Source organism: Streptomyces meridianus (genome assembly GCF_023703325.1).
Classification (GTDB): Bacteria; Actinomycetota; Actinomycetes; order Streptomycetales; family Streptomycetaceae; genus Streptomyces; species Streptomyces meridianus.
Genome location: NZ_JAMQGM010000011.1, coordinates 71,831 through 87,767, shown reverse-complemented (window position 1 = coordinate 87,767; position 15,937 = coordinate 71,831). Strand labels below are relative to the sequence as shown.

Below are 15,937 nucleotides of genomic sequence, written 5' to 3'. Positions count from 1 at the left end.
GCAAGGAGTGTGGGATGAACCTGTTGGACACCGGCAACTCCCTCACCTCCGGACGGGTGGACTGCGGGCTCATTCCCAACCGGGGGCGTGCCCACCGGCCGGCCGTCACGGGCAACCGTCAGACCGGAACGCCCAGTTGCGCGAGCGCGCTTCCGGCCGCCTCGGAGAGCCGCGGATGGTCGCGGGCCGCGGTCAGTACCGGGACCGCCCTGTCGTCCCCGAGTTCCCCGAGGCCTTCCACGCATGCCAGCGCGATCCGCCAGTGCGGGTCGGTCGGCGCCAGCAGGCGTTCCAGCGTCGCGATGAGCGCCGGCACCGATTCCGGCTCCCGGAGTCCGGTGAGCAACCGGACGGGGTGCAGCGCGTACGCGGTCCGCAGCGGATTGGTCGCCAGCGCCGCGGCCGCCCGCATCGTCCGCGGATCGCCGAGCCGGGCCAGGGCGCTCGCGGCGCTCGCACAGCGGGCCGGGTCCCGGTGGTTGAGCAGGAGGACCAGGGTCTCGAACGCCCTGCGGTCCCCCGCACAGCCGAGGCCGAAGGCGGCGAGCTCCCGCAGGCCCAACGGCTGGGCGGGTTCGGTCAGGATGCGGGCCAGGCGCTCCCGGCCCTCCGCCGTGGTCCACGGCCTGCCCGTCGTCACACCTGCATGGGCGACGGCCGCCTCCGGTCCGACGATCTCGGGGCGCACCCGCTCCGCCAACGCGTCGAACTCCTGCTGGACGGTGCCGCTTTCACTCATGGCGCCTCTCCTCCCCCTCGCTCCCGGTCACACTATTACGGAGCAGGCGGCGGCCTCCCGCATCACCGGCAAGGCTTGATCTCCGTGGGAGTGCCGCCGCCCGGAAGCGCAAGGGCGCCCTGGTCCCCGACGTCGCCGGCCTACCAGGCACCCCGTTCCACGGCCGCCGGCCGACGGGACCGAGAAGAGGAGCCGGGGCCGTCACGGCCGGTGGGTGCCCGGCGTTCTCACGCCCGCCCGGGACACGTCATACGCCCGCGGTGTCCTCGGCCTCCCAGCGCAGCAGGTCGCCCGGCTGGCACTTGAGCACCTCGCAGAGCGCGGCGAGCGTCGCGAAGCGCACCGCCTTGGCGCGGCCGTTCTTGAGTACCGCCAGGTTGGCGGGCGTGATCCCCACCTGGTCCGCGAGTTCGCCCACGGACATCTTCCGCCTGGCCAGCATCACGTCGATGTCGACGGTGATCGGCATCAGATCACCTCGTCCAACTCGGCCTGCATCTGTGCCGCTTCGCCGTCGCGCGCGACGGCCTGGGCGAGCAGCATCCGCAGCACGAGCACGATGAGCGCGACTCCCAGGATGGCCACGCCCACCCCGCCCATGATGACGGTGACGCCCGGGTCGGCCCGCTGGCCCGGCGCGTTGAGGACCGTGACCGCGAACCACAGGAGGGCAGCCGCCACGATCGCACCGATCACGACGTCCACGTACCGGAAGGCGGCGTGGGAGAACACCGTTCCGCGTCGCACCATCGTCACCAGCCGCCATACGCAGACCAGGGCGACCTGGACCGTCACCATGCCCAGGATCGTGATCAGGCGCAGCGGGGTCAGCGGGAGCGATCCGTCCTCCGGGTCGCTCCCGCTCACCAACGCCCACGCCATCCCGGCCTGCACGAACACGGTGCCGGCGAGCACCACCACGAGCACGACGCGCAGCGCACCCACTGTCAGCTTTCCCATAGCCGGTCCTTCCATCGAGTTGCGATGGAAATCTATCGAATATCGATAGATTGGACAAGGGCTGGGGTGGGAGGACAGGGAGGACGTGCCGTCACTCCGTCATCCCGGCGCCGCTTTCCACCGCGCGCTCTTGCATCGACCTCGGCCACCCGGATTCCGCGGGGGCGGGCCGGCTGCGGAGAACGCCGCCGGCGCACGCATCGGAGCGCGCCCGTCGCGCAGCCCCGGGCTCCGGCCCTGCGGGACCCGCCCGGGGCCCGGGTGGAGCGGAATCGCGGTCCGCTCGATTGCGGGCGGCGCAGATCACATGTGCGGAGATCTGGCGCGCTGGTTACCCACCGGTTACCCTCGACGCAGGAGTTCGTAGCCGCAGACCGCGGCTGCGACTCGACTCACGGTGGCTTGGTGACGCAGCCGCCGCGAGTGACGTCGGTTCGGTACGCAGCATGGCGTGGTCCCGGGACAGGACCCGCCGCACCTTCCGGGCAGCGCTGCCCGCACGAAGCCAACCCCTGGGCCGTGCGCGCCCGTTCGCGCCCCCGGCTCATCCATCGGTCGTCACCTCCCCGCCTCTTTCCGGGGAGCCGTCTCTGGAGTCTCGCGATGGTCCGTACCCCAGCTCCGATCAGTCCCGCCCCCTCCTCCGCAGCCCACCCGTTGCAGACCGTGGCCGTCGTCGGCCTGGGCACGATGGGCGCCGGCATCGCCGAGATCCTCGCCCGCGCGGGCCATGAGGTCATCGGCATCGACATCAGCGACGCCGTCGCCCGTCAGGCCGTCACCGCACTCGAGCAGTCCACGTCCCGTGCCGTCTCACGAGACCGCATCTCCGAACGGGAGCGTCGGGACGTGCTCGCCCGCTTCCGGACGTTCTCCGAGCTGCGGGCCGCCGCCGACGCCGATCTGGTGATCGAGGTCGTCCCGGAGAACTACGAACTCAAGCACGAGGTGCTCTCCGCCCTGGAGGCCGTGGTGCGCCCCGACACCATCCTGGCGACCGGCACCAACGCGCTGTCGGTGACCCGGCTGGCCGCCGAGGCCACCCGGCCCGAACGGGTCCTCGGCATGCACTTCTTCAACCCCGCGCCCGCCATGAAGCTGGTCGAGATCGTGTCCTCGGTGCTGACCTCACCGGCCGCGGTCGAGGCCGTCACGGCGCTCGCCCGGGAACTGGGCAAGGAACCGGTGGCGGTCGGCGACCGGCCGGGCTTCGTCGCCGACGGGCTCCTGTTCGGCTACCTGAACCAGGCGGCGGCGATGTACGAGGCCAAGTACGCCTCGCGCGAGGACATCGACGCGGCGATGAAGCTGGGCTGCGGGCTGCCCATGGGCCCTCTCGCCCTGCTCGACCTGATCGGCATCGACACCGCGCGGACCGTCCTGGAGGCCATGTACGCGGCCTCCCACGACCGGCTCAGCGCCCCCGCACCGATCCTCAAGCAGCTCAGCGAGGCCGGGCTGACCGGCCGCAAGGCGGGCCGCGGCTTCTACACCTACGAGGCGCCGGGTTCCGCCACCGTGGTCGGGGACGCGGAGACCCCCGCGTCCGCCGCCGGCGCGGCCGCCGGGCGTCCGGTGCGCGCGGTCGGCGTGGCCGGTTCCGGGACGATGGCGAGCGGGATCGCCGAGGTGTTCGCCAAGGCGGGCCTCGACGTGGTTATCGCGGCCCGCAGCCAGGAGAAGGCCGACTCCGCCAAGGCCCGCATCACCAAGTCCCTCGGCCGCTCGGTGAGCAAGGGGCGCATGACCGAGGAGGCCCGCGACGAGGCGCTGGCCCGGATCACCCCGGCCGGTTCCCTCGACGCCTTCGCCGACGTCGATCTCGCGGTCGAGGCGGTGGCGGAGGACCTGGCGGTCAAGCAGCAGCTTTTCGCGGCGCTCGACAAGGTCTGCAAGCCGGGTGCGGTGCTCGCCACCACCACGTCGTCGCTCCCCGTCGTCGCCTGCGCCCGCGCGACCTCGCGCCCGCAGGACGTGATCGGCATGCACTTCTTCAACCCCGCTCCGGCGATGAAGCTGGTCGAGGTGGTGCGCACGGTGCTGACGGCCGACGACGTCCACGCGACGGTCCGCGAGGTGTGCAGCCGGATCCGGAAGCACCCGGTGGACTGCGGCGACCGGGCCGGGTTCATCGTCAACGCCCTGCTGTTCCCGTATCTGAACAACGCCGTGAAGATGGTCGAGCAGCACTACGCGACGCTCGATGACATCGACGCCGCGATGAAGCTCGGCGGCGGGTATCCGATGGGCCCGTTCGAGCTGCTCGACGTGGTCGGCCTGGACGTCTCACTGGCCATCGAGCAGGTGCTGCACCGTGAGTTCCGGGACCCCGGGCTGGCACCCGCGCCGCTGCTCGAGCATCTGGTCGCCGCGGGATGCCTCGGCCGCAAGACCGGACGCGGCTTCCGTGAGTATGCGAAGGCCTGAGCCGCGGATTCCCGAGAGCGGAGCCGGCTGGGGCGGGCTGCTCGACCCCGTGGCGGCGCCGGGCCGCGGAGGCCCGGGCCGTCCGCCCCGGCACGAGGACGACACGCCGTGTTACGTTCCCCACATGGCCCAGCCCCTCAAATCCACGCGTTCGCCACAGCCGGCCGGGAACCGGGCGGCCGAGGGCGGGGAGAGTCCCAGCAGTCGCCGGGCGGCGGCCCAACGGCTGAAGATGCGCCGCGAGTTGGCGGCCGCTGCGATGGAGCTCTTCGCCACGAAGGGGTACGAGGCGACCACGGTCGACGAGATCGCCGCGGCCGCCGGCGTCGCCCGCCGGACCTTCTTCCGGCACTTCCGTTCCAAGGAAGAGGCGATCTTCCCGGACCATGACGACACGCTCGTGCGCGCGGAGGCGGTCCTCGACGCGGCCCCCGCCCATGAGCACCCGCTGGACACGGTCTGCCGGGGGATCAAGGAGGTCATGCGGATGTACGCGGCCTCCCCCGCCGTCTCCGTGGAGCGCTACCGGCTGACCCGTGAGGTGCCCACGCTGCGGGAGCGGGAGATCGCCTCGGTCGCCCGGTACGAGCGGCTGTTCACGCGCTATCTGCTCGGGCACTTCGACGAGGCCACCGACCACGACGACGGCGACGATCCGCTGCTGGCCGAGGTCGCCGCGTCGGCCGTCGTCACCGCGCACAACCATGTGCTGCGGCGCTGGCTGCGAGGCGGCGGACAGGGCGACGTGGAGGCGCAGCTCGACCATGCCTTTGCGATCGTGCGGGACACCTTCGGCACCGGCATCGGCGCGGGCCGGCCCCCGGTCGGCCGTACGCCCGCCGCCACGGCGTCCACCCGGGGCGAGGTGCTGGTGGCCGTGGCCCGCACGGACGCCCCGCTGGGCGAGGTCATGCGCACGATCGAGCAGGCACTCCACAAGAACTGAGCGAACGCGAACTGTCACTCACGGCGACGGCCGCGTCGACCCAGCCGGGTCGACGCGGCTTTCTGTTGCTCATACGTGCCGCACGAATGACAAGTGAGAGAAATTGTTGGCACGCAGTGTCTTGCAGAGTGGCACGCGGTGCCATACCTTGAAGGTGTCCGGGTGACCCGGGTGCGGAGACCTTCCGTCCCTGGGCTGTCCCACGCATCACCTGCGCGCCCGGACGCCTGCGTCACAGGCACTCCGCGCCACCCGCGCCGCCATCAGCACCACCCGCCGAACCGACGGCACCGCGCCCACAGACCCAGACCCCAGCGTTCCCTCAAGCGTCCCCGAACGCTTCGCCGGAGGCCCCCAGTGAACGAAATCCTGGACGCGATCCTCGCGTCGGACACCAGCGCCGAAGACTTCGCGAACCTGTCCCTGCCCGAGTCCTACCGTGCCGTGACGGTGCACAAGGACGACGCGGAGATGTTCGACGGCATCGCCAGCCGCGACAAGGACCCGCGCAAGTCGCTCCACCTCGACCACGTGCCGGTTCCCGAACTCGGTCCCGGCGAGGCTCTTGTCGCCGTCATGGCCAGCTCCGTGAACTACAACTCGGTCTGGACCTCGATCTTCGAGCCGGTCTCGACGTTCGCGTTCCTCGAGCGGTACGGCAAGCTCTCGCCGCTCACCAAGCGGCACGACCTGCCGTACCACATCATCGGCTCCGACCTCGCCGGCGTGGTCCTGCGCACCGGCCCGGGCGTCAACGCCTGGCACCCCGGTGACGAGGTCGTCGCGCACTGCCTGTCGGTGGAGCTCGAGTCCGCGGACGGCCACAACGACACGATGCTCGACCCGGAGCAGCGCATCTGGGGCTTCGAGACCAACTTCGGTGGCCTCGCCGAGATCGCCCTGGTCAAGTCGAACCAGCTCATGCCCAAGCCGAAGCACCTGAGCTGGGAGGAGGCAGCCGCCCCGGGCCTGGTCAACTCGACCGCCTACCGGCAGCTGGTCTCCGGCAACGGCGCCGGCATGAAGCAGGGCGACAACGTGCTGATCTGGGGCGCCAGTGGCGGCCTCGGGTCCTACGCCACCCAGTTCGCCCTGGCCGGCGGCGCCAACCCGATCTGCGTCGTCTCCAGCGAGGACAAGGCCGAGATATGCCGGAAGATGGGCGCCGAGGCGATCATCGACCGCAAGGCCGAGGGCTACAAGTTCTGGAAGGACGAGCACAACCAGGACCCGCGCGAGTGGAAGCGCTTCGGCAAGCGCATCCGTGAACTCACCGGCGGCGAGGACGTCGACATCGTCTTCGAGCACCCGGGCCGCGAGACCTTCGGCGCCTCGGTGTACGTCACCCGCAAGGGCGGCACCATCGTCACCTGCGCCTCCACCTCCGGCTACAACCACGAGTACGACAACCGCTACCTGTGGATGTCGCTGAAGCGCATCGTCGGCTCGCACTTCGCGAACTACCGCGAGGCGTGGGAGGCCAACCGCCTGATCGCCAAGGGCAAGATCCACCCCACGCTGTCGAAGACGTACAGCCTGGAGGACACCGGCCAGGCGGCCTACGACGTGCACCGCAACCTCCACCAGGGCAAGGTCGGCGTGCTCGCGCTGGCCCCCGAGGAGGGCATGGGAGTGCGCGACGAGGAGAAGCGCGCCCAGCACATCGACGCCATCAACCGCTTCAGGAACGTCTGAGAGACGGCAGCCATGACCGAGCGTCAGGCCGCGAGCGAGCGCGGCACCAAGGACCGTCCGTGGCTGATGCGGACGTACGCCGGGCACTCCACCGCCGAGGCCTCCAACGAGCTGTACCGGCGCAATCTCGCCAAGGGCCAGACCGGGCTCTCGGTGGCGTTCGACCTGCCGACGCAGACCGGATACGACCCCGACCACATCCTCGCCCGCGGCGAGGTCGGCCGGGTCGGGGTCCCGGTCTCCCACCTCGGTGACATGCGCCGGCTGTTCCAGGACATCCCCCTGGAGCAGATGAACACCTCGATGACCATCAACGCCACCGCCATGTGGCTGCTGGCGCTGTACCAGGTGGTCGCCGAGGAGCAGGGCGCCGACACCACCAAGCTGTCCGGCACCACCCAGAACGACATCGTCAAGGAGTACCTCTCCCGGGGGACGCACGTCTTCCCGCCCGGGCCGAGCCTCCGCCTGACCACCGACATGATCACGTACACGGTGGCGAACATCCCCAAGTGGAACCCGATCAACATCTGCAGCTACCACCTGCAGGAGGCCGGGGCCACGCCGGTGCAGGAGATCGCCTACGCGATGTCCACGGCCATCGCGGTCCTGGACGCCGTACGCGACTCCGGGCAGGTGCCGCCGGAGAAGTTCGGCGACGTGGTGGCCCGGATCTCCTTCTTCGTGAATGCGGGCGTGCGCTTCGTCGAGGAGATGTGCAAGATGCGCGCCTTCGGCCGCATCTGGGAGAAGGTCACCCGGGAGCGCTACGGCGTCGAGAACCCCAAGCAGCGCCGGTTCCGCTACGGCGTCCAGGTCAACTCCCTCGGCCTGACCGAGGCCCAGCCGGAGAACAACGTCCAGCGCATCGTCCTCGAGATGCTGGCCGTCACGCTCTCCAAGGACGCGCGCGCCCGCGCCGTCCAGCTCCCGGCCTGGAACGAGGCGCTGGGTCTGCCGCGGCCGTGGGACCAGCAGTGGTCGCTGCGCATCCAGCAGGTCCTGGCCCATGAGAGCGACCTGCTGGAGTACGACGACATCTTCGCCGGATCCCACGTGATCGAGGCCGAGGTCGAGGCGCTCGTCGAGGAGTCGCTGGCGGAGATCGACCGGATCCAGGAGATGGGCGGCGCGATGGCCGCCGTCGAGTCCGGCTACCTCAAGTCGCAGCTGGTCTCCTCGCACGCCGAGCGGCGGGCCCGGATCGAGGCCGGCGAGGAGAAGATCGTCGGCGTCAACTGCTACGAGTCGACCGAGCCGAACCCGCTGACCGCCGACCTCGACACGGCGATCATGACGGTCGACCCGGAGAACGAGGCCCGGGTCGTCACGGCCCTGCACCAGTGGCGGGACAACCGTGACGAGCCCCGCGCCCTGGACGCGCTGTCCGCGCTCAAGGCCGCCGCGGCCGGTGACGCCAATCTGTTCGCGGCCACCGTCGAATGCGCTCGCGCCGGTGTCACCACCGGCGAATGGGCCTGGGCGCTGCGCGACGTGTTCGGCGAGTTCCGGGCCCCCACCGGGGTCAGCAGCGCACCGGTGGCCGTCGCGGCCGAGGCCGGCACGCCGCTCGCCGAGGTCCGCGAGAAGGCGGACCGCACCGCGAAGGAACTGGGCTGCGGCAAGCTGCGACTGCTGGTCGGCAAGCCCGGCCTCGACGGGCACAGCAACGGCGCCGAGCAGATTGCCGTCCGCGCCCGCGACGCCGGCTTCGAAGTGGTCTACCAGGGCATCCGGCTGACCCCGGAACAGATCGTCTCGGCCGCCGTCGCCGAGGACGTGCACTGCGTCGGCCTGTCGATCCTCTCCGGATCGCACGCCGAACTCGTCCCGGACGTCCTGGACCGGCTGCGCAGCACCGGAGCCGAGGACATCCCGGTGATCGTGGGCGGCATCATCCCGACCGCGGATGCCCTCGCACTGCGCGAGGCGGGCGTGGCCGCCGTCTTCACCCCGAAGGACTTCGGCATCACGGAGATCATCGGCCGTATCGTCGACGAGATCCGGAAAGCGAACAAGCTCGACCCACTGGAGGTCCCCGCATGACCGAGACTCCCGCCGCCCCCGTGAACCGGCTGCGTCCGCGCCGCTCCTGCCTCGCGGTGCCGGGCAGCAACCCGCGCTTCCTGGAAAAGGCGCAGGGCCTCGCCGCCGACCAGGTCTTCCTGGACCTCGAGGACGCGTGCGCGCCGCTGGCCAAGCCCGAGGCGCGGCACACCATCGTCAAGTTCCTCAACGAGGGCGACTGGACCGGCAAGACGCGGGTCGTCCGGGTCAACGACTGGACCACGGAGTGGACCTACCGCGACGTCGTGACCGTCGTGGAGGGCGCGGGCCCGAACCTCGACTGCATCATGCTGCCGAAGGTGCAGGACGCCCAGCAGGTCATCGCGCTGGACCTGCTGCTCACCCAGATCGAGAAGACGATGGGCTTCGAGGTCGGCCGGATCGGCATCGAGGCGCAGATCGAGAACGCCCAGGGCCTGAACAACGTCAACGAGATCGCCCAGGCGTCCCAGCGCACCGAGACGATCATTTTCGGCCCCGCCGACTTCATGGCGTCGATCAACATGAAGTCGCTGGTCGTCGGCGAGCAGCCGCCCGGCTACCCGGCGGACGCCTACCACTACATCCTGATGAAGATCCTGATGGCCGCCCGCGCCAACGACCTCCAGGCAATCGACGGCCCCTACCTGCAGATCAAGAACGTGGACGGCTTCCGTGCGGTCGCCGACCGCGCCGCGGCGCTCGGGTTCGACGGCAAGTGGGTGCTGCACCCCGGCCAGGTCGAGGCGGCGAACGAGGTCTTCTCGCCCTCCCAGGAGGACTACGACCACGCGGAGCTGATCCTCGACGCGTACGAGTGGTGCACGTCGGAGGAGGGCGGCAAGAAGGGCTCGGCGATGCTCGGGGACGAGATGATCGACGAGGCGAGCCGCAAGATGGCCCTCGTCGTCGCGGGCAAGGGCCGTGCCGCCGGCATGACCCGTACCAGCAAGTTCGAGATCCCCGCCGGATAAGGGAGCCCAGAGCGCGATGCAGTTCGGACGCACCTACGAGGAGTTCGAGGTCGGGGCGGTCTACAAGCACTGGCCCGGGAAGACGGTCACCGAGTACGACGACCACCTCTTCTGCCTCCTCACCATGAACCACCACCCGCTGCACATGGACAGCAACTACGCCGAGAGGACGACGGACTTCGGCAGGAACGTGGTGGTGGGCAACTACATCTACTCGCTGCTGCTCGGTATGTCCGTGCCGGACGTCTCCGGCAAGGCGATCGCCAACCTGGAGATCGAGTCGCTGCGGCACGTGGCGCCGACCTTCCACGGCGACACGGTCTACGGCGAGACGACGGTGCTGGACAAGACGCCGTCGCGGTCCAAGTCGGACCGCGGGATCGTTCACGTCGAGACCAAGGGCTACAAGCAGGACGGCACCCTCGTCTGCGTCTTCCGGCGCAAGGTGATGGTCCCGACGGCCACGTACATCAAGGAGCGCGGCGGCGAGCAGCCCGGCCGCCCGGAGCCGGACGCGTAGAGGGAGAACGAGAGATGAGCCGTCTTGCGCAGACCCATGGGCTGACCGAGATCCAGCAGGAGATCCTCGCCACCGTGCGCGGATTCGTCGACAAGGAGATCCTGCCGGTCGCCACGGAACTCGAGCACCGGGACGAGTACCCGACCGAGATCGTCGAGGGCCTCAAGGAACTCGGCCTGTTCGGCCTGATGATTCCCGAGGAGTACGGGGGCCTCGGCGAATCGCTGCTGACGTACGCCCTGTGCGTGGAGGAGATCGCCCGCGGCTGGATGAGCGTCTCGGGCATCATCAACACGCACTTCATCGTTGCGTACATGCTCAAGCAGCACGGAACGCAGGAACAGAAGGACTATTTCCTGCCAAAAATGGCGACAGGTGACGTCCGCGGCGCCTTCTCCATGTCGGAGCCGGCGCTGGGCTCCGATGTCTCCGCGATCAGCTCCAAGGGCGTGAAGGACGGCGACGGGTACGTCCTCAACGGCCAGAAGATGTGGCTGACCAACGGCGGCTCGTCCACGCTGGTGGCCGTGCTGACCCGCACCGACGAGGGCATGTCGCCCGAGGAGGCGACGGCCAGGCCGCACAAGTCCATGACCACCTTCCTGGTCGAGAAGGAGCCCGGATTCGGCGAGGTCAAGCCCGGCCTCACCATCCCGGGCAAGATCGAGAAGATGGGCTACAAGGGCGTCGACACCACCGAGTTGATCATGGATGGGCTGCGGGTCCCTGCCGATCGCGTGCTCGGCGGGGTCACCGGACGTGGCTTTTACCACATGATGGACGGCGTCGAGGTGGGCCGGGTCAACGTCGCCGCACGTGGCTGCGGCGTCGCGCAGCGCGCCTTCGAGCTGGGTGTGGCCTACGCGCAGCAGCGCCAGACGTTCGGCAAGCCGATCGCCCAGCACCAGGCGATCCAGTTCAAACTGGCCGAGATGGCTACCAAGGTCGAGGCCGCCCATGCCATGATGGTCAACGCAGCACGCAAGAAGGACTCCGGAGAGCGCAACGACCTCGAGGCCGGGATGGCCAAATACCTGGCCTCGGAATACTGCAAAGAGGTCGTCGAGGACGCCTTCCGCATCCATGGCGGGTACGGGTTCTCCAAGGAGTACGAGATCGAGCGCCTCTACCGCGAGGCACCGATGCTGCTCATCGGTGAAGGAACCGCCGAGATTCAGAAAATGATCATTGGCCGCCGACTGCTCGAGGAGTACCGGTTCCAGGGGTGAATGCCGCCTTGGGGCCGATTCCTTCGAGAAGAAGATCACACGCCGTCACCGCTGTTCGGCCATCGACTCGGCTGCTGGCTTGCCCAGTTGCCGTCCGCAACCGATAGCATCGACGGAAAAGCCGCCGTCTCCCCCAGCGCAGTGCGGCCTCATCCGCTACGAAGGTCATCCATGCCCCACAGCCAAACCTCTGCACCACGCGACAGCCGAGTCGGCGTACGCCTCGCGCGCGGAGCATCGCCGTGGCTCCTCCCGACCGTGGCAACCGCGGCCATCAGCCTCGCCCGCGCCCGGCGCTCCGGGCGCTGGGCGACGGCTGCCGTGCCCGCCACCGCCCTGGCGGCAGGCATGCTGTGGTTCTTCCGCGACCCCGAGCGCGAGATCGCTCAGGGACGGGTCATCTCCCCCGCCGACGGAGTGGTGCAGAGCATCATGCCGTGGAAGGACGGACGGACCCGGGTCGCGATCTTCATGAGTCCGCTGAACGTTCACGTCAACCGCGCGCCGCTGGCCGGCACGGTGACGTCCGTCGAGCACATCCCCGGCGGTTTCGTTCCGGCGTTCAACAAGGAGAGCGAGAACAACGAGCGGGTTGTCTGGCACTTCGACACCGAGATCGGTGACGTCGAAATGGTCCAGATCGCCGGCGCCGTGGCCCGGCGCATCGTGCCCTACGTGCCGCAGGGAACCAAGGTGGAGCAGGGCGAGCGGATCGGTCTCATCCGGTTCGGTTCACGCGTCGACGTCTACCTCCCCGAGGGCATCGAGGCCGACGTGGAGGTCGGCCAGGTGACGACAGCGGGGGTGACTCGACTTGACCGTGATTGATCCGGACACCCAGGCAGCCTGGGTCCCTGAGGCCGAGGCGGACATGACAGACGATATGGACGACATGCCCCTGTCCACCCGTCTGTCGATAGCCGACACCCTCACCCTGGGCAACGCGACCTGCGGATTCATGGCGGTGTACTTCACCACCACCGGCGTCCTCATCCCGCATCTGACGGGCAGCGACGACGGCGGCATGGCCCGGCACAGCGCCGCCACCGCGGTGATCCTCATGCTGCTCGCCTCGGTCTTCGACCTCTTCGACGGTCTCGTGGCCCGCAAGCTGCGCAGCTCGGCGATGGGGGCGGAGCTCGACAACCTGTCCGACCTGATCAGCTTCGGCCTGGCGCCCGCGTTCTTCGTGGTGACCTGGGGCATGGTCGCCGACGACGCACACCAGCGGGTCTCCGTGGTGGCGGCCGTCGTGGTGCTGCTGGCGGTGGTGCTCCGGCTTGCGCGGTTCTCGTGCGTCACCCTGCGCGACGGGATCTTCCAGGGCATGCCGGGTCCGTTCGGCGCGCTCACGGTCGTCTCGATCGTGCTGCTGGAGCTGCCGTTCCTGCCGACGCTGCTGGCGATCATAGGCGTCGCCTGGCTCATGGTGAGCCGGATCGAGTACCCGAAGCCGCGCGGACGGCTCGCCGTGGCGATGCTCGCCTGGATCGTGTCCAGCATGGGCATGCTGATGGCCTGGGCCTTCGATGCCCCCGGCGGGCAGCTGCTGCTGCAGACCGGCTGCGCGCTCCAGCTCGTGCTGGGCGCGGTCATCCCCCTCTTCGCCACGGCGCGGCGCGTGCACGCGATCCGCGACCACCGTCGCGAGGCGCGGGCGGCTCAGACGCCGTAACCCGCAGTACTCACATCGGTGAGGGCCCCCGAGCACGAAGCTCGGGGGCCCTCACCGTTCTCCGTTTCATGGACAGCGAGACGCTGGGGGCCTGCCCCTCGCGGAAGCGGGCCGCCCGTCAGCGGCGGACCAACTGCTCAGCGGCGAGGCGCTCGCCCAGGCGTTCCAGCAGCGGCCCGGCGTTCTTCATGCAGACGGCCGGGTCCGGCTCCAGGTCGGTGAGGGCGTAGGCCCGTTCGATCCCGGCGCCGTACAGCGCCCTGCGCGCCAGGGCCAGCCGCCCGCAGACGGCGACCACACGCTTGCGCCGGTCGCGTGCCGCCGCCGCGACTCCGGCGGGCGCCTTGCCGTGCAGCGTCTGCTCATCCAGCGACCCCTCTCCGGTGATCACCAGATCGGCGCGCTCCAGTGCCTCCGCGAAGCCGAGGACCTCGAGAAGCACCTCGATACCCGGGCGGAACGAGGCGCCCAGGCCCACCAGCGCTCCGAAGCCGATGCCGCCCGCGGCACCCGCGCCCGGTGCACCGACCGCCTCGGCGGCGCGCGATCCGGCGGCCCGCTCCAGGACCTGCGCGAAGTGTGCGAGAGCGGCGTCCAGGACCATGACGTCGTCCGGGCTCGCGCCCTTCTGCGGCCCGTAGACCGCCGCGGCTCCCTTCTCCCCGGTGAGCGGATTGTCGACGTCGCTCGCCAGCACGATGCGCGTAACGGCGATCCGCGGATCGAGGCCCGACAGGTCGGCGGTGACGAGCTCCCGCAGCGGGGCGCCGCCCTCGGCGACCTGCTCGCCGTCCGCGTCGAGCAGCCGGGCACCCAGCGCGGTGAGCATGCCGGCGCCGCCGTCGGTCGTCGCGCTGCCCCCGACCCCGAAGACGATGGTGCGCGCCCCGGCGTCCAGTGCTGCGCGCAGCAGCTCGCCGGTGCCGTAGGTGGTAGCGGTCAGCGGAACCAGGACCCCGCCGGGCAGTCGCTGGAGCCCGGACGCCTCGGCCATCTCGACGACCGCTGTGATGTCCCGCAGAGCGAACGCCGCGGCGACGGGCGCCCCCGACGGCCCGGTCACGATCGCCTCGCGGCGCTCGAACCCGGCGGCAACGGCGGCGTCCACGGTCCCGTCTCCCCCGTCGGCGACGGGCAGGGCCTCGATCCGCGCCCCGGGCGCCGTTCTGCGGATGCCCGCGGACAGGTGGTCCGCGACCTGTACCGCCGTGAGTGAGCCCTTGAACTTGTCCGCGGCGATCAGCACACGTCCGCTGTCGGTCATTGAGTCCGCCACGTCTGGCTCCTTGCTGTGATACCGGAAGTCGCCCCCGGGCAACGACCCTAACCGCAGGTCCGATCACTGCCGACGGGTGCCCCGAGCGCCCTCTCCGGAGCTTTCCCGCGGTGTTCAGGAACGGCCATCGGATGGCTGTGCCGGCGTCGGCTGCGTACCCTCGCCCGCATGGACAGCAGTGAGCCGATGGGCCAGGACGGCGCCCGGCAGCCCCTGGTGGCCGTGCTCAGCGGTGCGGGCATCTCGACGGACTCGGGCATCCCCGACTACCGAGGGCCGAACGGGCTGTGGCGGCGCGATCCCGAGGCCGAGAAGCTGGTGACGTATCAGTACTACATGAGCGATCCGGAGATCCGCCGGCGCTCCTGGCGGATGCGGCGGGAGAGCCCGACCCTGCGGGCGCAGCCGAACGCGGCGCACCGGGCGCTGGCCGATCTGGAGCGGGCGGGTGTTCCGGTGCGGGTGATCACGCAGAACGTCGACGGGCTGCACCAGTTGGCCGGAGTGCCCGCGCGCAAGGTCCTCGAACTCCACGGCACGGCACGCGTCGTGATGTGCACCTGCTGCCGAGCGCGCTCCGAGATGGCCGAGGCCCTGGAGCGGGTGGCCGCAGGTGAGGAGGACCCGGAGTGCCTCGTCTGCGGGGGCATTCTGAAGTCGGCGACGGTGATGTTCGGCGAGCAGCTCGACCGGGAGGTGCTGGGCGAGGCCCTGGCCGTGGCGAAGGCCTGCGACGTCTTCATCGCGGTCGGCACCAGCCTCCAGGTCCAGCCGGCCGCGTCCCTGGCCGGGATCGCGGCCGGGCACGGGGCACGACTGGTGATCGTGAACGCGGAGCCGACGCCGTACGACGATCAGGCGGACGAGGTGGTCCGGGAACCCATCGGGACGGCGCTTCCCACGCTGCTCGCGGAGCTCGCAGAGCTCTCGCAGGAATCGGCGTCGAACAGGCCCGGCTGACCGGAACCCGCCCCGGCCTCGAACGCGAGAAGGCGCTGCTTGCGTTCGAGGCCGCCGCCGTAGCCGGTGAGGCTGCCGTTCGCGCCGACGACGCGGTGGCAGGGAACGATGATCCCGATGGGGTTCCGGCCGTTGGCGAGGCCGACGGCCCGGGACGCGCCCGGGTTCCCGAGGAGCTCCGCAAGGCCGCCGTAGGAGAGGGTGCGGCCGTAGGGGATGTCGCGGAGCGCGGACCAGACGCGCTGCTGGAACGGGGTGCCGTCGAGGCGCAGCGGAACGTCGAACTCGGTCAGCTCGCCTGCGAAGTATGCCTCCAGCTGGCTGACCACCTCCTCGAAGCCGGCGCTCGCGGGATCGCCGAACGACTCCTGGGCCGGCCGATGGCGTTGCTCGGCCATGTACAGGCCGGAAAGGACTCCGTCGGTGGCCACCAGGGTGAGGGGGCCGACGGGACTGTCGGTAACGGTGTGGGTGCGTGCGGGCATGGGCA

At 70.2% G+C, this 15,937-nt stretch carries 14 protein-coding genes and 1 pseudogene; 10 read left to right on the top strand and 5 right to left on the bottom strand.

The features are described 5' to 3' along the window. Positions 1-118: 118 nt before the first annotated feature. The 3 genes from M1E25_RS04985 to M1E25_RS04975 all read right to left on the bottom strand — a co-directional run bounded on the left by M1E25_RS04985 (position 119) and on the right by M1E25_RS04975 (position 1,699). On the bottom strand, positions 119-739 hold the full coding sequence (locus M1E25_RS04985) for a HEAT repeat domain-containing protein (protein WP_251410153.1): 621 nt from the start codon (positions 737-739) through the stop codon (positions 119-121). A gap of 247 nt (positions 740-986) precedes the next feature. Next, the gene (locus M1E25_RS04980) at positions 987-1,208 is read right to left on the bottom strand and encodes a helix-turn-helix domain-containing protein (protein WP_251410151.1); all 222 of its coding nucleotides are present in this window, start codon (positions 1,206-1,208) and stop codon (positions 987-989) included. Then, on the bottom strand, positions 1,208-1,699 hold the full coding sequence (locus tag M1E25_RS04975) for a DUF2975 domain-containing protein (protein WP_251410148.1): 492 nt from the start codon (positions 1,697-1,699) through the stop codon (positions 1,208-1,210). The genes M1E25_RS04980 and M1E25_RS04975 overlap by 1 nt, the downstream gene beginning before the upstream one ends. A gap of 603 nt (positions 1,700-2,302) precedes the next feature. Here M1E25_RS04975 and M1E25_RS04970 point away from each other — a divergent pair. The 9 genes from M1E25_RS04970 to pssA all read left to right on the top strand — a co-directional run bounded on the left by M1E25_RS04970 (position 2,303) and on the right by pssA (position 13,211). Continuing rightward, positions 2,303-4,126, top strand: coding sequence for a 3-hydroxyacyl-CoA dehydrogenase family protein (locus M1E25_RS04970; RefSeq protein ID WP_251410146.1), 1,824 nt, complete (start codon positions 2,303-2,305; stop codon positions 4,124-4,126). 124 nt (positions 4,127-4,250) lie between these two features. Then, positions 4,251-5,072 (top strand): TetR family transcriptional regulator, encoded by an 822-nt coding sequence (locus M1E25_RS04965; protein WP_251410143.1) that lies wholly within the window; start codon positions 4,251-4,253, stop codon positions 5,070-5,072. 357 nt (positions 5,073-5,429) lie between these two features. Further along, positions 5,430-6,767, top strand: coding sequence for a crotonyl-CoA carboxylase/reductase (gene ccrA / locus M1E25_RS04960; RefSeq protein WP_251410140.1), 1,338 nt, complete (start codon positions 5,430-5,432; stop codon positions 6,765-6,767). A 12-nt stretch (positions 6,768-6,779) separates the two neighbouring features. Continuing rightward, the gene (locus M1E25_RS04955) at positions 6,780-8,813 is read left to right on the top strand and encodes an ethylmalonyl-CoA mutase (RefSeq protein WP_251410137.1); all 2,034 of its coding nucleotides are present in this window, start codon (positions 6,780-6,782) and stop codon (positions 8,811-8,813) included. After that, positions 8,810-9,787 (top strand): HpcH/HpaI aldolase/citrate lyase family protein, encoded by a 978-nt coding sequence (locus M1E25_RS04950; RefSeq protein WP_251410134.1) that lies wholly within the window; start codon positions 8,810-8,812, stop codon positions 9,785-9,787. The genes M1E25_RS04955 and M1E25_RS04950 overlap by 4 nt, the downstream gene beginning before the upstream one ends. A 16-nt stretch (positions 9,788-9,803) precedes the next feature. Then, positions 9,804-10,307: a MaoC family dehydratase gene (locus M1E25_RS04945; protein WP_251410131.1), complete on the top strand. Its 504-nt coding sequence runs from the start codon at positions 9,804-9,806 to the stop codon at positions 10,305-10,307. A 14-nt stretch (positions 10,308-10,321) separates the two neighbouring features. Beyond that, complete coding sequence (locus M1E25_RS04940) at positions 10,322-11,536, top strand: acyl-CoA dehydrogenase family protein (protein ID WP_251410128.1); 1,215 nt, start codon at positions 10,322-10,324, stop codon at positions 11,534-11,536. 171 nt (positions 11,537-11,707) lie between these two features. Next, the gene (locus tag M1E25_RS04935; protein ID WP_251410126.1) at positions 11,708-12,364 is read left to right on the top strand and encodes a phosphatidylserine decarboxylase; all 657 of its coding nucleotides are present in this window, start codon (positions 11,708-11,710) and stop codon (positions 12,362-12,364) included. Further along, complete coding sequence (pssA, locus tag M1E25_RS04930; RefSeq protein WP_251410121.1) at positions 12,351-13,211, top strand: CDP-diacylglycerol--serine O-phosphatidyltransferase; 861 nt, start codon at positions 12,351-12,353, stop codon at positions 13,209-13,211. Before M1E25_RS04935 ends, pssA begins: the two co-directional genes overlap by 14 nt. A 118-nt stretch (positions 13,212-13,329) precedes the next feature. On the opposite strand, the gene M1E25_RS04925 is transcribed toward pssA, so the two are convergent. After that, entirely contained in the window at positions 13,330-14,475 is a 1,146-nt protein-coding gene (locus M1E25_RS04925) for a glycerate kinase (RefSeq protein ID WP_251410176.1), read from the bottom strand. A 180-nt stretch (positions 14,476-14,655) separates the two neighbouring features. Between M1E25_RS04925 and M1E25_RS04920 the strand changes: the two genes are divergently transcribed. After that, entirely contained in the window at positions 14,656-15,447 is a 792-nt protein-coding gene (locus tag M1E25_RS04920; RefSeq protein WP_251410117.1) for an SIR2 family NAD-dependent protein deacylase, read from the top strand. Here M1E25_RS04920 and M1E25_RS04915 read toward each other — a convergent pair. After that, positions 15,432-15,932 (bottom strand): annotated as a pseudogene (locus tag M1E25_RS04915) (methylated-DNA--[protein]-cysteine S-methyltransferase); the annotation flags it as partial. The gene M1E25_RS04920 and the pseudogene M1E25_RS04915 overlap by 16 nt on opposite strands. Between the last annotated feature and the right edge of the window lie 5 nt (positions 15,933-15,937).